This is a genomic window from Vibrio sp. E14 (assembly GCF_020515785.1).
Taxonomy (GTDB): Bacteria; Pseudomonadota; Gammaproteobacteria; order Enterobacterales; family Vibrionaceae; genus Vibrio; species Vibrio diabolicus.
This window is the reverse complement of the sequence record NZ_JAHPJI010000005.1, coordinates 330,177-352,496: the sequence shown is the minus strand read 5'-3', so window position 1 is coordinate 352,496 and position 22,320 is coordinate 330,177. Positions and strand designations below refer to the sequence as shown.

Here is a 22,320-nt window from a genome sequence, read left to right as displayed (position 1 = left end):
CATAAATGAAAAAGCAGCATTGGCGACGCCGTTCGCTTTTTCCAGACAGCATTGTGACACAACGGAAAGTGACTGTTTTGCAGAGAGGAGCTCGATATGAAAGTGCTTCTAGATCAACGCAGGATTTCAATGTTGTGCACGTCAATCACCGACAATTGTTGAGTGAAGGCGTCATTAATTATGAACAGTTATCTTTACTTCAGCGCTTGTTGGATAGAAGCGTCGTCGATAGCCTATGCGCAAGCCAGTTGGTGAAAACGTATCAAAAGCTCGGTGCATCGCTTGACCGATTCGCCATGCGTTTATTTTTGGAAATTGGGTCGCAGCTCAGTGATAGCCGCACACTCGTGACTTTTGAACAAAGACTGGAATACATCAACGCGCGTCTTGGTTTTCGCTTCAATTTAGCGGTACCAAAAACGTTGATGCTTTGCTTTCATTTATCGTTAAACGAGTGGATTAACCGTCAAGTTGATCAAAGCGCTTTGCATGCCTCCATTAAAGTGGAACAGCTTATCAATCAGCTCGATGTTCAAAAGGAGTATTGGTCGAAACTATCGGGAGAGGATACCAGCGCGGTGTTTGTGCAACAGCAGCTCGATTTAATTGAGCGCCAACAACACCAGTTGAAAGATCAACTCGGGACGTTGAGCGAACAACAGATGCAAGTGATTGAATGTCATCGTTCGTTAATTGAGAAGTGGCAACCGTCCCTAGACGAGCTTAAAGGGTTCGCAGAGTACACTTCTACGACGGCTCAGTTTATCTCTGAGTGGAAAAAGTGGTGTTCGGAAGTTCGACTAGAGGCTCCTGAGCTGAGCGAAGTCTGGGATGCATGCGATGTGGTTTACAACGACCAAAATGCGGTTGCGAAAGTATGGCAGTGGTTCAAGAGCATGCAAATTGTTGGCGACATCGATCACTACTATTTTGACACTCAAAGCGGCCAGTGCGGCCAGGCTTGCAATCACCTCAGCCAGATTTAAATAGGGCGTTAAATGTTAGATAAGATGATGAAATCTTTAGCGGAAACGCTAAAGGTAGGGGATTTTATTGCCTCAGAAAATGGCTCTTACAACATCGAGGTTGATCAGTTGTCACTGACCATCAAACAACACGCATCATGGTTTTTATGGGAAGCAGCTTTACCCTTCCAGTTTAAAGAGCATCTAGATTATCAACAAGAACAAGCGTTACAACGTTGCATGCAGCTCTCATTAAAAACAATCCGTGAAGATGGCTGCGTACTAACAGCGAATGATGATCAGCAGCTGATTTTACAAAGCAAAGTGAGGGTCGAGGACTGTTCGATTGAGCTGTTCTCTTCTTTGCTTTCTAAGCACGTTAATCTATGTGAGCGTTATATGGCATTATTGGAGCACGAGCGCGTGAACCACACGATTAATCATAATGTGTGGTTGCCATGATGCGAAAAGTCTTTCCGAACATCAGACGTGCTGCCACAAAGATACTGTTGTGTGCTGTGAGCTTTGCTCCGTTGGGATTCGCACAAGCAACAGACTTACACTGGCCCGAACAACCATTCCGATACTATGCAGATAACGACTCATTAAAAGAGTTGTTGAATAACTTTGGCGCAAACTATCGCGTTTCGGTTTCTGTGAGTGACAAAGTTAATGATCGAGTGAGTGGACGTTTTACTCCTGATGACCCGGCTGAGTTCCTCGACTACTTATCGCAAGTCTATAACTTGATGTGGTATTTCGATGGTGCCGTCTTACATGTCTATAAGGCGACAGAAACGCGCTCACGTTTACTCCAATTAGAATTATTGACCGCCAGAGAGCTACGAAGCACGTTAATTTCCACTGGAGTGTGGGATTCGCGCTATGGGTGGAGAGCCGCTGAAAGTAAAGGGTTGGTTTATCTTGCAGGTCCTCCACGTTATGTCGACTTAGTTGTACAAACGGCCGAAGCATTAGAAACGCGCCTGCTGCAGAAATCGAATTCAACCGACGAGTTATTCGTTGAAATACTTCCTTTGAAGTACGCTTCTGCAACGGACAGAGAAATTGCATATCGAGATCAGACCATTACGGTTCCGGGTATCGCGTCGGTTTTAAAGCGAGTCGTGTCTGGTGTTCAAACTCAAGTGACGAGTGCGTCGAGTAAAGAAGTTACCAGTTCAGATAAGCCTGTAAAAAGCAATAAAACCGCCTCAGTTCATGGCGGAGCAACGGTTGAAGCAGAGCCGGGCCTTAATGCGATTATTGTTCGTGATACTCAAGCGCGATTACCGCTCTATCGCAAACTGGTCGCTCAATTGGACCAACCGCAATCAAGAATTGAAGTTGCATTATCGATTGTCGACATCAGTGCCAACGATTTAAGTCAGTTAGGCGTGGATTGGCGAGCGGGAGTGTCTGTCGGAAATAATCGAATTGTTGATATCAAAACAACAGGGGATGTGAGTTCGGGTGATGTGACTCTCGGCAGCGGACAAAATTTTAAGTCTTTGCTTGATTCAACCAATCTGAATTACCTGTTGGCTCAAATCCGATTATTGGAATCTCAAGGCAGTGCTCAAGTGGTTTCAAGACCAACACTGCTAACCCAAGAAAATGTCGAAGCGGTACTGAACAACAGCAGCACGTTTTACGTCAAGCTGGTTGGTAAAGAGACCGCAGCACTGGAAGAAGTCACGTATGGCACGTTACTGAGAATTGTCCCGCGTATCGTTGGTGACAGGTTTGCTGCCCGACCAGAAATCAATCTGAGCCTTCATCTCGAAGACGGGGCAAAGATTACCGATGGTGGTGTCGACGACCTTCCTTCCGTGCGTAAAACTGAAATCAGCACATTAGCGACGGTGAAACAAGGGCAAAGCTTACTTATCGGTGGTGTGTACCGAGATGAAGTGAGCCATCAGTTACGTAAAGTGCCATTGCTAGGAGACATCCCATATTTAGGTGCATTGTTTAGAAGTAATACCAACACTAAACGCCGCACGGTGCGCATGTTTATTCTAGAACCGCGAATCGTTGTGGATGGTATTGGCGATAGTGTATTGATTGGTAATGAGTACGATCTGCGACCAAGCATTGGCAAGCTCAACAATATTTCCAACAACAGTGCTGAATTTAAATCGGTCGTCGAAGTGTATAGCTGCACATCAAAGACTCAAGCAGAGCGCTATCAGCAAGACTTATTGTCACAGCAACAGTCGTCTCAATTGACGCAGTGCCAATTGCCGACAGGGCAAAAGGGTTGGCGTGTAAAAGTATTGGAATGCGATGACTCACAAAGTGAGTGTGTGCGTCCATCAGAGGAGCCTTAACCGCGATGCAGCAATGGAAAATTCGTATTTTATCAGGCGTGCATTCCGGAGTTGAAGTCACCTTACCTGAGGGCGCTCTTGTGCTTGGCAGTGACGACTTTATCGCAGATCTCGTGCTGTCTGATGCTGGGGTCGAAGCTAACCATTTCACGTTGGTTTGCCAGCAAGACTCGGTCATTTTACGAGGCTGCAAAGAGGCAAATATTAACGGTGAAAACATCTCTGTTGAAGATGATGGGATCGAGTTGTCACGCCATGCCGTTGTCTCTGTAGGCGTTGTGAAGTTCGCACTGGGGTACGCAGAAGATGCGTTAATCGTGAGTAACGTCAGCGACGAATCTAGCGAACAGGATACACCTGTTGTTGCTGTACAACGCTCTAGCTGGAAAAAAACAACGCTCATCGCCTTGCTTTGTAGTTTTGTCCCGAGTGTCATTTTTGCTGGTATGTGGTACAGCCAAGCTAACGGAAACAATAATGAGACTGTCACAGAAGCAGAACCCATTGTTTTGGTGCGCAATATCTTAGGCGAGCTCAAACTTAGCGACGTTCGTGTGGAATGGAATGCCGCCGCACGCCAAGCGGTTTTGGAAGGCTATGTTGAAGATCGAACTCAGAAACTCGATCTGCTTGGTCGAATTGATGTACTAGGTATCAATTACAAAAGTGATTTAAGAACGATGGAAGAAATCCGTCGCGGGGTTCGATTTATTTTACGAAACCTCGGCTATCACCAGGTGAAAGTCGAAAATGGGGATGAGACGGGCACACTGTTACTGACGGGTTATATCGATGATGCAAGCCGCTGGAACCAAGTTGAGCAAATTTTAGAGCGAGACGTACCGGGCCTCGTAGCGTGGAAGGTCGAACTGCAAAGAGCGGGTGCCTACATGGATACGCTAAAAGCCTTATTGACGGATGCGGAGCTACTGAAAAAAGTCCAGTTGGTTACCAGCGGTGATCGCATCGAAGTACGCGGGGAACTTGATGATATCGAAACGACTCGATTTTACGGTGTGACTCGAGACTTCCGAGAACAATATGGTGAAAAGCCGTATTTAGTTTTGAAATCCATACCTAAGGTGAGTAAAGGCACCAACATCGATTTCCCTTTTCGTAGCGTTAACTTTGGTCAGGTTCCATATGTGATTCTGACTGATAACGTTCGTTACATGGTTGGTGCAAGAACGCCTCAAGGCTACCGCATATCCAGTGTTACGCCTGCTGGCATTGAGCTAGTCAAAGGCGGGCGGGTGATAACAATAGAACTCGGATACGAGGGCGAGACGAACAATGACAAATCTTGAACAAATTTTAAATAACGACAAAAACGGTGCGGAAGTGCACAAGATTAAGAGCAAGCTCTTAGAAGCACAAGCGGTGGTGAAACGTCAGTTGGATTTAGGGTGCTCACCACAGCAGTACCAATTGCTACTCAAACAGTATGAAGCTTACACCGCCGCACATGCGGTCGTTGAATCATACGAAGCGAACTAAAAATACGAGGAAGTCTTATGTCATTTTACGATGCTAGTAACAGTGTAAACCTTGATGATGTTAAAACTAAGTTAGAAAAACAAGCGAAAGATGCCAACACAGAAGTGACGACTGCCATCAAGAACCTAGAAACAAACGCCGATGATCCATCTAAGCTGGCTGAACTTCAGCACGCGATCAACAAATGGTCTGTTGTTTACAACATCAATGCGACCACCACTCGTGCGATTAAAGATGTGATGCAGTCGATTCTCCAGAAGGTATAAAGCATGGAACGAGAAATGCGCCAATTGCTGGCTGAAATTGCGCTGATGGCTACCGGTATGCATCGTCATCAAGAAGCTAATACGATAGCGGACGGCCTTGAAGCAAGCTCTGGTTCTGAAGAGACCGTGGTGATGATTCGTGCAATGAGCCTTATGAATAAAGGCTTGTACGAAGAGGCTCATCAATTGCTCGAACCACTTTGCAACGCCTATCCTGATCTGATCAGTTTAGCGGCCCTTGCTTCCGCCAAAGCTGGTTTATTGAACAAAGCGGAAAGTTGGGTAGAACTCGCATCACAGGGAAGCGAAGAAAGCCAAGCATTTGCAGCAAGCTTTTCTCAGGACATTAGGAACCTTGGATGATCGTTGATTCAAGCAATCTAACTCTTCAATCACAACCTCTGCGCCAATTGGAGTCGCGCCATTATGAGCGGAGCGATGAAGACAAGATGAAAACACTCATGGGGCGAACTGACAAGCAAGCGGAAGCTTCACACGCCTCCCCAAAAGAGACGTTAGAGAAAACAGAGGCGAAACTGGCGGACATCAAAGCGTGGTATGAATCACTAAAAGACGCAGATGTTGTCAGTAAACAAAGCGTCTTATCGTCGTTGAATGAAGCGTTCTCCGATCCTCAAGTTAAACGAGAGGCAATGTGGTACGCCTTTTATGAGGCGAAGAGTGCAAAGGGCACCGAACACCCGCAAGCCGATTTATTAAAGGTGTTGAAGCAGGAGTTGCTAGGGGATTTTTCGGGCCAGCTTATTGCCGAGCCACCTGTCGATAAAGCAGCACTTAAAGAAATGTTGGCGCAGCATTTTCCACTTGGTGCCCAGAAAGAACAAGCCTTGTGGCACTGCTGGGCTGAGTTGAAGTCGTTACCTGATGTGGCATCAACACTGGACATGGTTCGTGATGAGCTTAGCTTCATGATTCAAAAAAATGCGATGGTGAAAAACATCGTCACTCATAGTCACAAGTTAGATTTGTCTTAGGAGTACATATGATAAACACGCAGTACACCGAGGTGATGCAAACCAACATTGATAAGTTGCAGGATGCGCAAGTCGAAGACGGTTTAAGCGAACGTTTTGAGCAAGCTATGTCGGTTCCCGAGGCAAATAATGGCCTGGAGGGCGGTTTGCTCGAAAACATCAGCGAGTTAAAAAATACTATCGATAACGCGAAAAGTAACCTGCAAGACAACATGAAGATGGTGGGTGATGATCCGGCGCAATTACTGCAAATGCAGTGGGCACTGACGCGCATTACTTTTCAGGAAGAGCTGATCGCGAAAACCGTGGGTAAAACCACACAAAACGTAGAAACCTTATTGAAGGCACAATAGTGATGATGAATAAAATGAGAGCGGTTTTCATCATGCTCACGTTGTTTCTGGTGGGTTGTCAGACCGAGCTGTACACCAACGTAACTCAGAAAGAGGGGAATGAGATGTTGTCGATCTTATTATCCGAAGGTGTCGTTGCAACAAAAGAACCTGACAAAGACAACACCGTCAAGTTAATGGTAGACAGTTCTCAAATCGCCTTCGCTGTAGACGCGCTGAAGCGAAAAGGTTACCCAAGAGAGCAGTTTTCTACATTGAAAGAGGTGTTTCCCAAAGACGATTTGATCTCGTCGCCATTAGCAGAACGAGCACGTTTGGTGTACGCGAAATCTCAAGAACTTTCTTCAACCTTATCTCAGATTGATGGCGTGCTGGTGGCACGTGTTCATGTTGTTTTGGAAGATCAAGATCTACGTCCAGGAGAGCGTCCAACTCCTGCATCTGCTTCTGTGTTTATTAAACACGCAGCGGATATTGCGCTTGATTCGTATGTTCCGCAGATCAAATTATTGGTGAACAACAGTATTGAGGGGTTGAATTACGATCGAATCAGCGTAGTGATGGTACCCTCATCAGAGGTACGAGTTGCTACTCAAAACAATCAATTTAAAAGCATTTTGTCGGTTCAGGTCACCAAAGAGACGGCGAATAATTTTGTCGCCATCCTGGTGTTCTTGGTAGCTGCGCTTATCGGTTCAAATATCGCTACTTTTACTTGGTGCCGCAGGAACACAAAGCGTGGTTAAACCAGAAACACCACTCGCGCAGGTACAACATCAATTTAACTACGCGCCTTGCCAATACATCCATAAAAGTTGGATAGAACAGAAACAGCCTTGGTTATTAAATATTGAAGGTTGGAGAGATAACCCCATGTTTAACCAATGGTGCATAAATGAGTGGGCGTTATCTCCAGTTCCAGAGACGGCTTTTAACAAACCTTGCCATAGCTTGGCGTTGCTCCCAGCGGATGCGTTGAATCAACTCGTATTGATGGTGGGCGGAGCTTTACATTGTGTGGCAATGCGAGGCGTTGTTTTAAAACATCCGAAACAGGTTCTGAACAACGTCTTTGGATTGGAAGGCGCTCGGTTCTTGATTCAAAACGGGCCGATGTTGTTGTCCAGTTGGCCGCAAGGTTGGCAACATCCGTTGCCAGAATCATTGGATGAGCGGTCTGTTGAAGCAAAAATGCAAGCGCTTGGGTACTCCTGGATAAGGTTTGTTTTAGTTAACTCGCCAGAAGACATTGTACTGCGTTGGCAATTCAAACTAGAACAGCAGCTCAGCGAGAGTACGGAAATGGCTAGCTGGTTGGCAAAAGATCAGCGAGATCTGGCGTATCGACTCACAAAAAAAATCGCAAAACAGGTTATTCCCCAATGGTTTCATTTGTTGAAATAAAAACAGACAACTTGCAGCTGGCACCTGGCTTAAAGGTGCTGAAAGCGAAAGATTATGCCAGTTATCTTGATTCGCAACACTTAGTTGAAGCCGCGAACTCCAAAGCTGAAAGCATAATTGCTCATGCCCAACAAGCCTACGAAACTGAAAAACAACGTGGTTATCAAGATGGCCTTGCACAAGCTAAGATTGAAAATGCGCAAACGATGGTTGAAACCTTAGCACGTTGTAATGACTACTATCAGCAAGTCGAAGAAAAAATGACAGGTGTGGTGTTAGAAGCGGTGCGTAAGATCATCGATACCTTCGATGATGTCGATACCACGGTGAGTGTCGTGCGAGAAGCGTTGCAACTGGTGAGCAACCAAAAGCAGGTCATTTTACATGTCCACCCAGAGCAGGTTGTTGAGGTGAGGGAGAAGGTGGCTGGTGTATTAAGTGATTTCCCTGAAGTCGGTTACGTTGACGTGGTAGCAGATGCGCGCTTGAAAAATGGAGGCTGCATTCTGGAAACTGAAGTCGGGATCATCGACGCCAGTATTGATGGACAGTTGCATGCATTAAAGCAAGCGATGGTGAAGCAGCTCAGTGAGCGTAAAATTACGATTCATGAATAAATCTTAAAAACTCAGCACTTGCTGAGTTTTTTCATTTTAATGCCTTTAAACAAAAAAAATCCGACCATTTCTAAAATATTCACTGCCATAAATCCTTAAGAATACACCTAAGAAAGCTGCTTAGTTGATAAGTGTTGCAACCAAGCAGCGCCTCTAAAACAACAAAAATAGGATTATTTAGTCGAATGGCTAATGGATTTATAACTTCTTTACTGACAGATTTTGCCAGCCGCTGCCAACTGGAGTCGCTGGTTTTTGATGAGGATGATTGTTGTCATCTACTCATTGACCAAAACACAGCAATCACCATTCGCGCACAAGAAGATCGCCTGACACTTATTGGGCTGATTTCAGGCGATAAGCCGAGTGATGATGCTTTGCATCAACATATGAAAGATGCCTTAACGCAAGGCTCTCCAGCGGTATTCTGGGAGGCAGAAACGGGATACATCGGTTTCATACACCTGCACCAGCAACTGTTAACTGCTTCTTTTCTTGATGAATCATTAGCGAATTTCATCGAATGGTTAAAAAGTGCGAACACGCAAAAAGTAACCAATAAAACAACCGAAGTCCCGGTAACGAGTACTACTCATTTTTCCACATTAAGGGTTTAAAACATGATCAGTTTTGGAAGTGTTAGCGCATTGCAGGCTGCCATGCCGCAAGCTCGCAACGAGATACTAAACGAAGGCAAGCTGAGTATTGGTGGCAAAGAATACCAAATCAACGCAGCGACCCAAGAATTTACTCGTACCAATCCTACTAATGGTGCGGTAGCGCGATTTTTTGAAGCGACAGGAAAATTGTTTCGCGAAGGCAGCTCACAATCGGTTGCGAAAGCCCTTACAAAAGCCGTATTTGATAATGAGCAAGGCCAAGCTCAGCGTTTACGAGCTGCTTCTTCTGTTGAGCATGGACAAATGTTCTTCAAAGATGGAAACATAAAAACCGCATCAGATGTATTAAATGCATTCGCGAAATTGGATAGCAAAACGGTCCAATCGCACTCTGCTGAGCTAAACCAGTTAGCGGAGCGAGCAATGACAGAATCAATGCTAGAAATCGATTCTGGTAAAAACCTCACATCACTGATTGGCGAAAGTGCAGCGAAGTCGCTTGCTGGACGTGTAGTAAAAGACTACGGCGGTGGTGTATCTGCAGCGCAGAAAAACCCGGCAGGTAGCATCAATCAAATGCAAGCGGTGTTTGATATGGAGGTGATGCATCTTAAATCGGCGCAACGTCATATCGAAGGTCTAGCAAGCACCGATCTAAGCCAAGGTGTATACGCTGAAGGACTGGCAGAGGACGCGTTTAACAAAAGTGGCGTCACCGATAATGTCGAACGAGCTGCGGCGTGGATCATTAATGCTTCTAACTCTAAAGGAAACGATGCCGAAAACATTACGTCTTTACTTAAAGAATACGCGTCTAATGGTAAAGACTTATTGAATATGGACAACTTAAAAGAGCTACACGCTCGATTGGTACCTGATGTTGAACGTGACTACCGAGGGCCAAATATTTCGGGTGGTACTTTGCCTTCAAGTATTGGCGGTGAGGGGATGCTAAAGGAGCACATTGAAGGATTTTTGAAAGAAAACCCAGTGGCGGATAAAGATCTGGGTAAACACTTGTTTGCAGGAGTCATTGGGTATCACGGATTCACCGATGGAAACGGTCGCATGGGGCGCATGCTATACGCGATAGCAGAACTTCGTAACGACTCATTCAATCCTTTGGCTATGAACGCAGAGAACAGCCTTCACGGCATCAAGTAATTTTTCTCTTCTATTCCAACTTTAGAGCGGCGATTGCCGCTCTTTTCTTATTTCTTTATCCAACTTATTCTTCATTTTTCTACCTCGCTAAAACGGCTAATAGCAATAAAATTGAGACGTTTAAATAAAGCTCTTGTGTCTATCACGCCATAAAATCGCTCTTATCCTTATGAGCTTATTTAAATAAGCCGTTATACCCAAGTCGTCTCGCTGCATCATATATTTCGAGGCTACTTAGGTATATTAAATTAGACAGGACACAACATGGATACAGGAAAGATTAATATGCTTCTCTCTGAACTGGGAGAAGTGCTGAACCTTGAGCGCGTGACAGCGTATGACGATCAAATGTGGTCACTGCATTTTGCTGAAAATAACAGTGTCGATGTTCTGCTTGTGGAGGAAAAAGGCGAGTTGTTGATTTCTAAAAACCTGCACATAGAACAAGAGGATATTACGTTAGACAAACTTCAAGTTTTACTTGAATACAACTTCTTATATCGAGAAACCGGCGGTGTGCAGTTTTGCGTTAATCCAACCACTAAAGATGTGGTTCTTCAGGTTGCCATCGCGGCCGAGAGTGAACTCACCAATATTGCTAACTTAACGATTCAACTGAATGAGCTAGTGGATACTTGGGCTCAGCTATTTCAGAACAATACGGTTGTAGATTTTAGCCAAACAGACGTACACGCATTTATTCAGGTTTAAGGCATCAAACATGGTCAATATTAATACATCACACATGCATTCGTTGAGTCAGTTAACGTCCCATTTGGCGACACAAAATCAAGCTGACGATAAAGAGGTTCGAGCGCATAATGGCAAAGATATTTTTGTTAAAGAAGGGGCGCCTAAAAACAAAAGCGTCAGCGCGCGTATTAGCCACCAGAATAAAGCGAAAGACATTGTGGTGAATCTGCTCACGAAGCAGGGCATTCCTAAAGACGTTGCGAAGCTGATGCTGCAAAATGTGTTGAACGGTGAAAACAAGTTAACGCTTGGTAGTCTGAAAAATCTTGAGAGATTGTCGTCTGGTCCGAGCTCACATTGGCCAGCCCCACAAACGGCGGCCTCTTCTTCCAAAACCAATAAAGCTTCATCGAGTGTCGCGCTGATCAACGAACATAAAGCTAACCTTCAAAAGCTTGGTGATTTTGCCTGTACAGACTTAAATACATTTGGTGTAAAAGGTTCGCAGTTTTATGAAACCAAAGGAAAGCCTAGACTAGAAGCGCTTCACGCGAATCAAGCGCGAATCATGCAAGATCAACGAGCGACTATGTCCGCAAACGGAGTTCAAGCTGCAGCACAAAGAGGAACCGCACCGCAATTAAGCACCCTACAGAACATTGCTAAGGCAGTACAAAACGCGAAAGCCGGCTGCTGTACTACATTTGCCTTTGCTGCCGCGGCTGAGATGATTCAAGGCATGTCAGGCACACCTGAAGGTGAGCCTAAAGTAGAAGTGGTTGCGTTTAAAAAGGGTCATTCAGGTACACACCTTTATGTACTGGTTGGTCGACAAGAGGGGAGTGATATCAAAGATCCATCAACATGGAGTAAGGATGTGAAAATTGTTGATCCTTGGGCAACATCCGCATTCGGTGCGCCAATGTTTGGAGATGCGCAACGACCACCTGTTTCGAATATGTTCCCGCCAACAGAAGTCATTTTTGATAGTCATAAACTGGGTTAGTCGCTCTGCAAAAGAAGTGAGAAACCACATAATGCTAATCATCTAACCTTGATTAAAAGAGCAGCCCTGAGCTGCTCTTTTTGATTACTCTGGCAACTCGTTTTTAGAGCGAGATTTCTGCGAAAAACCTCACAATGAAGGCGAAAAAGTGACAAAAATAAAGCCATTACCGACATCGTTCAATCTGCAATCGTTGTTCAATAGAGTTATTGAAAAAAAAGGAAAAAGTTATGAACACGATTCAACAACTGCTCTTGGAGTTTTGCCAACTCAATGAGTTACCCGAACTGAATTTTGAAGACAATGAACGTTGTCAGCTACTGGTCGATGATCGCTACATGCTGTATTTCATCGCGACAGATACGGATGATTTAATGTTGTCCGTGACGTTCGGAGGATTAGAAAAGTCGGGCGAACAAAGACTCAAAGGTTTAGAGCTTCTTGCTCATGCTAATTATCAGGGCATCGGTAGTGGCAGCCTTGCACTTGCTTTAGCCCCAAATGGTCGACAGCTTGTCTTAGCGGGACGTAAACCCGTTGAGCACCTAAACACGACGAATCTTACTGCTTGGTTTCATGAGGTTATTGAACAGACTGAATTGTGGCAAGCGCGTTTTGCAATGTTGGATCAAGCGATTCCAACCACCCCTAATCATGAACAAGCTCATGTTCAATCACTTCGTGTGTAGGAGAGAAAAATGGTCAATACAACGCAAAAAATCAGCCAAAGCCCAGTACCTGATCTAGAACAGTTTCGTGCAGTCGCTGCGCAAAAAGATGACCGAGTGATCAGTAAAAGAGGTGAGGTAAAAGAACCTTCAACGTTCCACAAAGGTCACAAGTTTGCTTCTATCCACGAAGGCGTGTTGAGAAGCAAATACACTAAGTTTTTCCAAGAAAACATCAAAACTCACCTTGATTTAAAGCAGGCGTTACTTAAGCAAGAAAAACCTGAGGTTGCGCTGTTGGCTTACTCCCTAGTGAGTCCTTCTGGTTATCGCGGTGAGCCGCTTACTGAGCGCAAAATCTTAGAAGTTGTCAGCTTGTTGGATGAAGTCAAGGTGAGCAGCGATACGTACCAGCAGCTTAAAAATACGTTTGACGCGATCAGCAAAGATCCGCGTATGCAGGTGAGTTTAGAGGCTCAGTACCCGGGGAAAATGGATGGTTTTGGTGCCGAACTGTTACAGATGGGCAAAGAAAAACTGAAAGGTTCTGGCGTTAATGCTGTCATCAACCTAGCTTTGCCTGGCGTAGGGCTATTAATTTCAACAGGACGTGAGCTGCACAAAGCGGCAGTCAATGGCGATGCTGAAGCTTACCACCATCAGCTGGAGCAAATTTCGCAGCTTCCCGGGCGAGACCAACGTCTCTCTATGCCGATGCAACAAACATTGGCTCAAGGTCATGCAATGTTATCAGCTGAAGGTGCAGTTGGGGCAACATTGGGCATGGCGACAGGGAGCTTGGGTACTTTTGGTGTGAGCTCTGTAGCGACAGCGGGTGTTACGCCGATAGCAAAAGAAGCCATTGGTTCGGCTGCCACGACTGGCATCATCAGTGGTGGTGGTTTTGTTGCGAACCAAGCTGGAGCATACGGGTTAAATACGGAAGTCAAAGAGCAACTCATGCAAGGTGAGATGTCTGGTGTTTTACCAAGGCTTGAAGTTTCTAATGCCAAAGGAGACTTTACCTTCAGCATGCAAGATCCAGTTTCTGTACGCGCATTGATGGCGTACCTTGGACCTAAAGAGAACACGGCGATGACATCACCTCAAGCGCCTAAAGAAGCACAAGAGATGGAAGCTGCTCGCTTAACGTTGAAAAAGATGTTGGGATCAGAGCCAGGTGAACACTTAGTCCCTGACGTTGATTCTATCTTGAAGCTAAGTCCAGAAGATGCGCCAAGTAAAACTGAGGCAACTGCTCATAGTGCGTTTAAAAAGCTGTTGGGCGAAGATTGGGATTGGCTCATGCCTGCAGTTCGAGCGATCGATAAAGGTGAGGCGAGTCAAATCAATGAAAAGTTGACTTACAAACTGCCACTTGATGCCGAAAATGGACGAGTATACCTTGATAAATGCCCAAACCTGAGTGACGCTCAGTTGGATGCATTAGATAAACTGGGCTCACCAAGTCAATTGCGACTGATGTACTTAGCGGAAGGTTGGGTTTAATTGAAAGTAAGGGAGCAGATGCTCCCTTACCGTATATGGTGTTTTGCCGGATGTTTATCTAGGCGTTAAATTGGCCTACTGATTTCGCTTAAAAAAGCGCTCGGCATTAGCAAATAGAGATTCACAGTGCTTTTTCTGCTTGTCGTAGTCAGCCGAACCTTCTGGCATTGCGTCTAATACTTCTTTTGCGCTGTGGTATTCTTTTACCATCAACTCAAATTTGTCTTCATAATTGCTTTTTTTATTCTTTTTTTGAAAGCTATCTCGTTTTTTTCTCATTTTTATTCCTCTAGAGCGTGTTTATTAAAGGTTAATCTAATTAACCTCTACTTTTATAGGAATAACGAAGTCAAAATGGTTTAAATTAAGTCTAAATATTCCATTGTCATCGCGCTGATTAATATATTTCACCGCTAATGACTATTCCTAAATAGTGATGATATATACACGAAGTGGCTATGCAGCGTTATGTCTTATTTTGACGCTTAATGATTGTTTTTATAAGGTTAAATTCCTTATAAACCTATCGATGTAAAGACAGCGCGTTGTGATAACCATGCTAAGAGAGCTAACTCTCGTTCGTATTTAAATCAAAACTGAGGCTATTTAATGGAAGATAAAGAATAAGTTGCTACAGGAGTTGAGTAACGAAATGACTCGAAAGAAAACTAAGAAGAGACTCGAACTAAATATTTCATCAATAGCTCACGGTTAGGAGCTGAGCTCACTATACACCGATTATAAGAAATAGATAGGACTTTCTATTTTTCTTCAGACAAAACCGTCCATGAAGGAAGCTTGCGCGTTGCAAAGCAATACCTAAAGATACAAAGGCATGCGTACATGCCTTTGTATGTGTGCGAGGCACAAATGGCACTATGGTAGGTAGGCGCCTCCACATACTGGATTGTATGTGCCCGTGATATGTCCGCTTTTTTCACTTGCCAAGTAGCTCACGGTGTTTGCTACGTCTTCAGGTGTGGCAATTTTCTGCGTTGGTGTGAACATTCGAATGGTTTCTTTAAACTCTTCAGGAGCACCTTTTGTTGCGTCTGTTTCTACAAGGCCCGGAGCAACGACATTAGACGTAATCCCGAAAGGACCAAGTTCTTGAGCGAGGTATTTACTAAAGCTATCAAGTGCACCTTTTGCACTACCATGAGCAATAAAGCTTGGTGCAGGAGCTTCTGATAAGGTGCTAGAGATAAAAATTAAGCGACCAAACTGGCTGGCTTTCATGTTTTCTACCGCCAATTTTGCCGTTTGATATGCAGCGTGCATTTCGTCATTTAGCTTTTGTGAAAACTCTTCCCACGACTGCTCAGTGAAAGGTTTAGCGGTAAAGCTCATGTTTGCGTTTGAGACAAGAACATCAACGCCACCATGTTCATTTGCGATGCTGTCGAACATTCCTTGTATTTGTGCGTCATCTCGAACGTCAGCTTTTAAAGTGTACGCCTCACCACCGGCGTTTTGAATTTCCTGAGCTAACGCTTCCGCGACCGCAGCACTATTTACGTAGTTGATAAAAACTCGGTAACCATCTGCAGCGAGTGCTTTTGCTATTGCTGCACCAATTCCACGAGCGCCACCTGTAATTAAAGCATTGCGTTTTGTCATCGTATTTCTCCAAGGTTGAGCCTGACTGTTAAACCAGCTTCTGTCGCAACGTACGCTGATAAGTTAAATTTGTCCGTTAAGCTTGCGTAAGTTCGCTACCACGCTAGAAAGTTGCTGTTTGCTGTTATCTAGGTCGGCATCAGCAAGGTTCTGTTGGGCTTCTTGCAGCACTAACGAAGCGATATTTGCACATGTATCAACGGTGTCTAAAGATTTTTCTGTTAGCACGACTAACTTACTTCGACTATCCGTTGGCGAAGGTTTCCTCTCTGTCCAACCGCGCTTTTCAAGCCCATCAATTGAGCGACTGACGCTCGATTTTTCTAAGTACAACAGTTCACAAATCTGACTTTGAGAAAGAGCACCGTTGTTTTGCAACAGCAACACGACACCCCATTGTTCTGCTGTCATATCAATACCAGCATCTTTGAAACGGGTAGTGAGTAATCGGTTAAACAGACGACTAGCAAGCCCCGTAAGGTGACCGAAAGACTGATGATGGTTGTATTGGGACATGGAGAATTTCACCAAATAACATGAATGAACAATATGGTTGTATACACAACCATATTGGGCGATGTCAAATTCGTTTGAAGAAAATGCTACTAGCTTGTGCTTATCGTTGGGTTGATGTGTCAGATTGAGGTGCTAATGAAAATTGGTGAGGTAGCTTCGAAAACTTCGGCCAGTCAAATGTTTGCGACTGATGCGCCGAGTTGGGGAGCAAGCTTCAATAAAGGTAGGGGAGTTGCAGTCCTCTCTTTATTTATTCAGTTTAAATGTGTTTTTTTATTTACATTACAAATGGTTAGATTTTCATTCTTTTCATTCTTTTCATTCTTTTCATTCTTTTCATTCTTTTCATTCGAAACACTTTTCTCAAGAAGTTCATGATAAATCAATGAGATTGATCTTTTTGATTGGCAATGATCAAATGTATCTTTACTAAAACTGTACGGTACAGTACAGTTTGTGAAAATCATAAAATGGGTTTCAAACATGAAGAAGAAAGTTATCGCCTTGTCGCTTGTTGTTGGTTCGTTATTTGCTGCTGGCTGTGCCTTATACCAGCCGAATACTGTAATGACGGATAACGCATATGTTCATTCAGACGTTACGGCCATTTCTCCTGAGGTTGGGGGGCAAGTAAGCGAAATCTTTGTCAAAGATAACCAGTGGGTAAGAGAAGGAACTCCTTTGTTTGTCATTGATGATGAAGACTTTATTGCCAACCAAGAAATTGCTCGAGCAGCACTAGATGTTGCGAAATCTGAGCTTACTGCAAATCAAATCAAAACGGATATGCAGTTAATGAAAATTGAGCAGGCGAAGCAAGGTATTCGCCGCGCGAGTGCAAATGCAGAACACCAAGCGGCGGAGTTTCAACGTCTTTCTCGTTTGGTACAAAAGCAATCTGTGAGCAAAAATCAGTTTGAAGCACAAAAAACGCGATCTATTGAAGCAAGCAGTAATCTTGAAACCGCTAAATTGGGCTTAGCTGCTGAGCAAAAACAGCTCGACACATTGATGACCGAGAAGTTGCAACTGACAGCACAGCGTAAAAAAGCAGAAGCAAACTTACGACTGGCTAATATTTCACTGGAAAGAACCACGGTGCGTGCGCCATTCGATGGCTATGTGGCAGATAGACAAGTGCAAGTCGGCAAGTTTGTACAACCAGGAATGGGGCTCATCGTGATGGTGCCAGATTATGTTTGGATAGAGGCAAACTTTAAAGAAACACAACTTGAGAACGTTGTGCCTGGGCAAGAGGTTGAAGTGGTATTGGATATGTTTCCAAACCATCCATTGCATGGCCGTGTTTCTTCGATAACCCCGGCGACTGGTGCACAGTTTAGTTTATTGCCACCTCAAAATGCGACAGGCAATTTCGTAAAAGTAGTACAACGTGTACCAGTACGTATTGAGCTAGAGATCCCTCAAGAGTTGAGTCAACGAGTCTATCCGGGGTTGTCTGCAGAAGTAACGATCGAGACCGCGGCACAAGGTTAACTGCAATGGAAAAACGTTCACCGCTGCTGATTTTGACGCTTTTTGCGATTGCTGCTTTTGGTATTAACTCCGTGATGTTTACCGAGTTATCGTATGAGATGGCGGCAACGTCAGGCTTATCTGTCGATGAAGTTGCTCTGGTTAAAGTCGGCTTTATGATTACCCAGGTATTAGGTTTTATATTCACACCAATATTGGTGCGTAGATTGGGTACGTTAATTCTCTTACATGCCATTTTATTGGTAGGTCTAGCGAGCAATCTTGTACTTTACTGGGGCGGACAGCAAGAACTGGTGTTCACTCTGACTTGGCTCTCGAGTGGCTTTTTTATGAGTATGTTAATGGTGGTATTAAACCTTTACTTGCTCCACTTCTTTGAACAGCGTTGGCTATCTGCCATTATTGCTTTAACGCTAGTATTTTCAACCTTGCTACCGATCGGCGCTTACCCTTGGGTAGTGGCCAATATTGTCGAAATCTTTGATTGGTCACTGTTGTGTGTCGTGTCGGCTTGGCTGTACTTCTCTGCCTTGGTAATTGTATGCATCTACAATCCTAAGTCGATTCAAATCGAGGCCGAAGCCAAGTCGGGCTGTTGGTTTTATTTAGTTTTTGCCCTGACAATAAGCCTCGTTGTATTTCTATTGATGAGAGGCAGTTATTACAACTGGTTTGACTCGGAATGGTTTGTTAAAGCCTCTTCGATAGCCGCGGCTCTGACTTTATTAGTGGTGTATTACTTTGTGAAAACCAGTCCTTTAAATACAGCATCAATACAGTTGCATAGTAAGTTGAAAACTAATGTTTTTATGTACAACGCTTTTTTGGCAGGTTTTGCTGTTATGGCGAGCAATGTGTTGTTTACTAGCTTTTTGAAAATGGCGTTGCAGTACAACAACCTTAATGCTGGATATGCCCAACTACCGGCATTTTATGCCATGCTAGGTGGTATGTTGGTCAGCGTGCTGGTGTATTACTTCCGGCGTCCATTAGCGGATGCAGTCGTCCCGTTTGGTGTGGTGATGATTATACTTTCGGTACATAAGTTTAGTCAGTTACCTAGCTTTGCTGGTACGGAATCTTTGCCCGTTCCGATGATGTTGCGAGGGTTTGGTGTCGGCTTATTGAATGTGTCTGTGACCATTGCAGTATTGATGTACTTCAATGTCGGGCAGCGCTTAGAAGGCATCGCCAATTTCTACCTCTTTCGTACCATTGGTGGTGTGATCGCTGGTGCCGTGTTCTCACGGGTAATGCAAAGCCATAGTGCACAAGCTGCTGGAGAGATTGGCCGAACGATAGATGATGTGAATCATGCTTTTGGTGCTTATAAAAATGCGTTGAGCAGTACGATTCTGACTCATGGACACTTGCCAAATTCGGCATTAGGAATGAGCCAAATTAGTTCTGTTGTCAAAGAACAGGCGACCACTCTCGCACTGAGTAATTCATTATTGATGTTTATTATCTCGGTCTTTGCTCTCGCGCCAATCTTAATAATCGGTAAAAAACTGGCGGCGAAGCGAGAGATTCACTAAGCCATAGAAACAAGAAGGGAGCGCTGATGCTCCCTTTTATATTCAGTGAGTTTACCTTTGGTATAGATTTAGGAAGGCGGTGACCGCTTTTTTCGTATGTTCATCTAACTCTTCATCTGTCGGAAAGTCGAAGCCAATTAGTGCCATGTTCTGGTAATCAAGCTTAATCAATGCAAGTAGTTGCTCACAAGCGAGGTCGGCATTTTCAACATCGAGTTGTGAGCTGACAGTTTCACTCTTTAAAAAGTCGATGAGGTATTGATGAATGCGATGTGGCCCTGTCTGCCAGAATTGATTTGGTACGGAATCATGTTTGTTGAAGTCAGCCGAAACGATCCGATAAAGTGATAGCATAGGATTGGAGCATACACCTTTTAGGTACTTCTTGGCGAAGTCATTCAATGTTTCTTGTAAAGGCTCCGATTGCTTGTCGGCAAGCTGGAAGACGGACTCTAAGCTGGTTTTGGTATTGTATGCTAAAACTTCAACAAATAACCCTTCTTTGTTCGAAAAATAGCGATATAACGTCTGCTTTGAGCCTCCACAAATCGCGACGATTTGATCGAGTGATGTGTCTTTGTAACCTTGTTTTATAAAAAGGTCAGTGGCAACTTTGATGATTCGAGTTCGTTTCTTTTCGGTAGATATGCGCATAAATAAATCAACCTAAGCAAAAATCCACCTTTGTTGTGGCTGGTGTGGTTTCTTACCGAGCTCTAGGTGGTTTAGAGATGAAAGTAAAACTGTCCAGTACAGTACCACTATTGACGTTAGTAAACACGACTTTTCATGAACCAAGTGCTTCATTGAGACAAGCAAAAGTAGGCAAATTCGATATGCTGAAACCTATAGCGAAGGATGACACATTTAAAAATATCATTATGTATAGAAAAGTGATAACCGTTCTTCGTACGATAGCCTTTACTCTCGAAATCATGTTAGTTCAGCGTCTTATCCGACTCCAATGATGCCAACCAACGAAGCACTTCGGCGGTTGCTTCAATAAGATCACTTGGGATGTACTGGTCGACGTTGCCGTCCGCGTATAGTGCGCGAGCAAGAGGGACTTTTTGCATCACAGGCACACCTTCCTCTTTGGCGATTGCGATCATACGTTTGGCTACCGCATCGGTTTCCATCAAGGTGATGACGGGCAGGGGCGTTTCGCCTTTTTTGTAGTACAGACCAACCGCGATATGCGTTGGGTTTGTTACCAACACATTGGAGCGTTTAACATTTTCACGTTGATTGGAGGCCTGTAGCTCTTGGTGTAGCTGACGACGTTTACTTTTGATTTCTGGGCTGCCTTCCATCTCTTTGTATTCGCGCTTCACTTCGTCCTTACTCATTTTGAGTTTCTTCGTGTGGTCAAATTTTTGGTACGCAAAATCAGCTGCAGCGATGACGATGAAACCTACCGAAGAGATAATCATTAATTGTTTAATCATGACGCCAGTAATGGTCGGGACACATTCTAACCCACAAGTTGGAATTTGCATTAAAGCGTTGATGTTACCGCGTAATGTCACCCAGATAATGCAGGAAAGAAGAGAGACTTTAAGGATCGACTTGATAAACTCAATCACACTCTTGAGGGAAAAAATGCGTTTGGCACCTTCGACGGGATTGATCTTTTTGATGTCGGGTTTAACGGATTCACCACTAAATAGGAAGCCGAACTGCCCCATATTGGAAAAGATGGCGACGAGTGCAGCAACCAGAATAATTGGAGCGAGTAGATAGGCAATTTCTTTTGCGATGGCGATAGCGACATCGACTAGCGCATCTTGGAAACCCTGATAAGCAAGCTTACTTGGTAGGAGAATAAGCGCTGAGATGTGCGACATGTAATAATCGGCGAACGCAAACAGTACAATTATGAGCGCCAAAATTAATGCAGACGATACGATTTCTTGGCTTTTGGCTACCTGACCTTTCTGCCGAGCATCGCGTAACTTTTTTGCGGTGGGTTGCTCTGTTTTTTCTGCGCTCATAAAGAATCCTAAGCGTTATTGCCAAATGGTATTGAGTTGTTCTGCGAATCGGGTAATGCCATAAAATTGCACTTCAAAGTGATCCATCATTAACCCGAGATACACGATCAGTAAAACACTCGCGATGGCACTTTTTATTGGCATGGCAAGGAAAAAAACATTCAATTGCGGTGCAAAACGACTGATAAGAGCCAGACCAAACTCAGCAAGAAACATTGCCAAAACTAATGGGGCTGACATCAGCACACCAAGCCACATAAGCTGTTCAAATTGTGCGTAGAAGAAGCTCACCCATGCATCACTAACGGTTGGGAAAAAGTCCACGATCGGCCAAGATGTGTAGCTTTTGAATAACGCATAGATAAAAGTGACAAAGCCCCCGCCAGAGAAGAACAGGGTAATCAACGTTTGGGTCAGCAACACTGCGGTTGGCGTCGATTGCGAGCCTAGCGTTGGATTAAACATACTTGCCATGGCAGCACCACGTTGGTTGTCGACCAGAAAGCCAGCCGCTTCTATTGCCCAAAAGGGGATAGCAGCAACAAACCCGATCAATAGCCCAATTAATACCTCTTTACCCAAAATCACTATCAGCCAAATACCGTCGGTTTCTGCGGGCAAGCTTTGCTGATTAATCATCGGAAATATAAACAGTGCGAGTGAGCAAAGCACACCATTTCTCACCATGGTGCCGCCTAGCATTTGCTTGCTCAAAATAGGCAAAAAGATGAAGCATGCCATTAACCGAGGTAACGTCAGGCTATACAAAAATAAAGCTTGGTGTAAGTCGTGATAACTCATCGTATTTGAGGAATTTTATCCATAGCAAGCGAGGCGAAGGCGTGGAGCTCTGCCCCTAACCACTGTGTTGTGATGAACAGCGTAATAATGACCGCGATAAGCTTGACCACAAACCCCAACGTTTGTTCTTGGACCTGAGTTAACGCCTGAATAAGCGACACCAATGTACCAACCAACGCTGCGACTAAAATCGGCGGTAACGACAAGTACAAAACTAGGGTTAATGCTTGAGTCGTGAAATGAATGATTTCTGCAGAATGCATA

The 22,320-nt window shown here is 44.3% G+C and carries 27 protein-coding genes; 20 read left to right on the top strand and 7 right to left on the bottom strand.

Going from position 1 to position 22,320, the window contains the following annotated elements; all coding sequences use genetic code 11:
* Window positions 1-5: 5 nt before the first annotated feature.
* The 18 genes from LIX84_RS16180 (at window position 6) to LIX84_RS16095 (ending at window position 14,090) form a co-directional block, all read left to right on the top strand.
* A complete protein-coding gene (locus tag LIX84_RS16180; protein WP_226421734.1) occupies window positions 6-986 on the top strand; it encodes a T3SS regulon anti-activator ExsD domain-containing protein in 981 nt (326 codons plus the stop codon).
* Between the two features lie 12 nt (window positions 987-998).
* Window positions 999-1,427 carry a YscB family type III secretion system chaperone gene (locus tag LIX84_RS16175; RefSeq protein ID WP_226421733.1) on the top strand — a complete coding sequence of 143 codons (429 nt, stop codon included), beginning with the start codon at window positions 999-1,001 and terminating at the stop codon, window positions 1,425-1,427.
* Window positions 1,424-3,298: a type III secretion system outer membrane ring subunit SctC gene (gene sctC / locus LIX84_RS16170; RefSeq protein WP_230417925.1), complete on the top strand. Its 1,875-nt coding sequence runs from the start codon at window positions 1,424-1,426 to the stop codon at window positions 3,296-3,298. The genes LIX84_RS16175 and sctC overlap by 4 nt, the downstream gene beginning before the upstream one ends.
* Window positions 3,299-3,303: 5 nt before the next feature.
* Window positions 3,304-4,605, top strand: a complete 1,302-nt coding sequence (gene sctD / locus LIX84_RS16165; RefSeq protein ID WP_012841765.1) for a type III secretion system inner membrane ring subunit SctD — start codon at window positions 3,304-3,306, stop codon at window positions 4,603-4,605.
* A complete protein-coding gene (locus tag LIX84_RS16160; RefSeq protein WP_012841766.1) occupies window positions 4,592-4,795 on the top strand; it encodes an EscE/YscE/SsaE family type III secretion system needle protein co-chaperone in 204 nt (67 codons plus the stop codon). Before sctD ends, LIX84_RS16160 begins: the two co-directional genes overlap by 14 nt.
* Window positions 4,796-4,812: 17 nt before the next feature.
* Window positions 4,813-5,061, top strand: a complete 249-nt coding sequence (gene sctF / locus LIX84_RS16155) for a type III secretion system needle filament subunit SctF (protein ID WP_047009831.1) — start codon at window positions 4,813-4,815, stop codon at window positions 5,059-5,061.
* A gap of 3 nt (window positions 5,062-5,064) precedes the next feature.
* Window positions 5,065-5,424, top strand: a complete 360-nt coding sequence (locus tag LIX84_RS16150; protein WP_226421731.1) for a YscG family type III secretion system chaperone — start codon at window positions 5,065-5,067, stop codon at window positions 5,422-5,424.
* Window positions 5,421-6,056: a YopR family T3SS polymerization control protein gene (locus LIX84_RS16145; protein ID WP_226421730.1), complete on the top strand. Its 636-nt coding sequence runs from the start codon at window positions 5,421-5,423 to the stop codon at window positions 6,054-6,056. The genes LIX84_RS16150 and LIX84_RS16145 overlap by 4 nt, the downstream gene beginning before the upstream one ends.
* Window positions 6,057-6,064: 8 nt before the next feature.
* Window positions 6,065-6,409, top strand: a complete 345-nt coding sequence (gene vscI, locus LIX84_RS16140) for a SctI family type III secretion system inner rod subunit VscI (protein ID WP_005377202.1) — start codon at window positions 6,065-6,067, stop codon at window positions 6,407-6,409.
* A complete protein-coding gene (gene sctJ / locus LIX84_RS16135; RefSeq protein ID WP_086015689.1) occupies window positions 6,409-7,155 on the top strand; it encodes a type III secretion system inner membrane ring lipoprotein SctJ in 747 nt (248 codons plus the stop codon). The genes vscI and sctJ overlap by 1 nt, the downstream gene beginning before the upstream one ends.
* Complete coding sequence (gene vscK, locus LIX84_RS16130; RefSeq protein ID WP_114322286.1) at window positions 7,148-7,813, top strand: SctK family type III secretion system sorting platform protein VscK; 666 nt, start codon at window positions 7,148-7,150, stop codon at window positions 7,811-7,813. Before sctJ ends, vscK begins: the two co-directional genes overlap by 8 nt.
* Window positions 7,792-8,430 (top strand): HrpE/YscL family type III secretion apparatus protein, encoded by a 639-nt coding sequence (locus tag LIX84_RS16125; RefSeq protein WP_226421729.1) that lies wholly within the window; start codon window positions 7,792-7,794, stop codon window positions 8,428-8,430. The genes vscK and LIX84_RS16125 overlap by 22 nt, the downstream gene beginning before the upstream one ends.
* Window positions 8,431-8,561: 131 nt before the next feature.
* A complete protein-coding gene (locus LIX84_RS16120) occupies window positions 8,562-9,047 on the top strand; it encodes a CesT family type III secretion system chaperone (protein ID WP_226421728.1) in 486 nt (161 codons plus the stop codon).
* Window positions 9,048-9,050: 3 nt separating this feature from the next.
* Window positions 9,051-10,214 (top strand): VopS family T3SS effector adenosine monophosphate-protein transferase, encoded by a 1,164-nt coding sequence (locus tag LIX84_RS16115; protein WP_226421727.1) that lies wholly within the window; start codon window positions 9,051-9,053, stop codon window positions 10,212-10,214.
* A gap of 264 nt (window positions 10,215-10,478) precedes the next feature.
* Window positions 10,479-10,925 (top strand): type III secretion system chaperone, encoded by a 447-nt coding sequence (locus LIX84_RS16110; protein WP_226421726.1) that lies wholly within the window; start codon window positions 10,479-10,481, stop codon window positions 10,923-10,925.
* A 10-nt stretch (window positions 10,926-10,935) separates the two neighbouring features.
* The gene (gene vopR / locus LIX84_RS16105; RefSeq protein ID WP_226421725.1) at window positions 10,936-11,913 is read left to right on the top strand and encodes a type III secretion system effector VopR; all 978 of its coding nucleotides are present in this window, start codon (window positions 10,936-10,938) and stop codon (window positions 11,911-11,913) included.
* 230 nt (window positions 11,914-12,143) lie between these two features.
* Window positions 12,144-12,602: a CesT family type III secretion system chaperone gene (locus LIX84_RS16100; RefSeq protein ID WP_005395137.1), complete on the top strand. Its 459-nt coding sequence runs from the start codon at window positions 12,144-12,146 to the stop codon at window positions 12,600-12,602.
* 9 nt (window positions 12,603-12,611) lie between these two features.
* Entirely contained in the window at window positions 12,612-14,090 is a 1,479-nt protein-coding gene (locus LIX84_RS16095; RefSeq protein ID WP_226421724.1) for a CesT family type III secretion system chaperone, read from the top strand.
* Window positions 14,091-14,165: 75 nt separating this feature from the next.
* Here LIX84_RS16095 and LIX84_RS16090 read toward each other — a convergent pair whose 3' ends face one another.
* The 3 genes from LIX84_RS16090 to LIX84_RS16080 form a co-directional block, all read right to left on the bottom strand.
* The gene (locus LIX84_RS16090; RefSeq protein ID WP_005395134.1) at window positions 14,166-14,369 is read right to left on the bottom strand and encodes a hypothetical protein; all 204 of its coding nucleotides are present in this window, start codon (window positions 14,367-14,369) and stop codon (window positions 14,166-14,168) included.
* A gap of 597 nt (window positions 14,370-14,966) precedes the next feature.
* Entirely contained in the window at window positions 14,967-15,710 is a 744-nt protein-coding gene (locus LIX84_RS16085) for an SDR family NAD(P)-dependent oxidoreductase (RefSeq protein ID WP_226421723.1), read from the bottom strand.
* A 63-nt stretch (window positions 15,711-15,773) separates the two neighbouring features.
* The gene (locus LIX84_RS16080) at window positions 15,774-16,226 is read right to left on the bottom strand and encodes a MarR family winged helix-turn-helix transcriptional regulator (RefSeq protein ID WP_226421722.1); all 453 of its coding nucleotides are present in this window, start codon (window positions 16,224-16,226) and stop codon (window positions 15,774-15,776) included.
* A gap of 483 nt (window positions 16,227-16,709) precedes the next feature.
* Between LIX84_RS16080 and LIX84_RS16075 the strand changes: the two genes are divergently transcribed.
* Together LIX84_RS16075 and LIX84_RS16070 are read left to right on the top strand one after the other, a co-directional pair.
* Window positions 16,710-17,723 (top strand): HlyD family secretion protein, encoded by a 1,014-nt coding sequence (locus tag LIX84_RS16075; RefSeq protein ID WP_104974067.1) that lies wholly within the window; start codon window positions 16,710-16,712, stop codon window positions 17,721-17,723.
* A gap of 5 nt (window positions 17,724-17,728) precedes the next feature.
* On the top strand, window positions 17,729-19,261 hold the full coding sequence (locus tag LIX84_RS16070; protein ID WP_226421721.1) for an MFS transporter: 1,533 nt from the start codon (window positions 17,729-17,731) through the stop codon (window positions 19,259-19,261).
* Window positions 19,262-19,312: 51 nt separating this feature from the next.
* Here the strand turns inward: LIX84_RS16070 and LIX84_RS16065 are convergent, their stop codons facing one another.
* The 4 genes from LIX84_RS16065 to vscS all read right to left on the bottom strand — a co-directional run bounded on the left by LIX84_RS16065 (window position 19,313) and on the right by vscS (window position 22,319).
* Window positions 19,313-19,915, bottom strand: a complete 603-nt coding sequence (locus LIX84_RS16065; RefSeq protein WP_041852950.1) for a TetR/AcrR family transcriptional regulator — start codon at window positions 19,913-19,915, stop codon at window positions 19,313-19,315.
* A gap of 284 nt (window positions 19,916-20,199) precedes the next feature.
* Window positions 20,200-21,255: a SctU family type III secretion system export apparatus subunit VscU gene (vscU, locus tag LIX84_RS16060; RefSeq protein ID WP_048626449.1), complete on the bottom strand. Its 1,056-nt coding sequence runs from the start codon at window positions 21,253-21,255 to the stop codon at window positions 20,200-20,202.
* A 15-nt stretch (window positions 21,256-21,270) separates the two neighbouring features.
* Entirely contained in the window at window positions 21,271-22,056 is a 786-nt protein-coding gene (sctT, locus tag LIX84_RS16055) for a type III secretion system export apparatus subunit SctT (RefSeq protein ID WP_031780447.1), read from the bottom strand.
* Complete coding sequence (vscS, locus tag LIX84_RS16050) at window positions 22,053-22,319, bottom strand: SctS family type III secretion system export apparatus subunit VscS (RefSeq protein ID WP_152814910.1); 267 nt, start codon at window positions 22,317-22,319, stop codon at window positions 22,053-22,055. Before vscS ends, sctT begins: the two co-directional genes overlap by 4 nt.
* Window position 22,320: the final 1 nt, after the last annotated feature.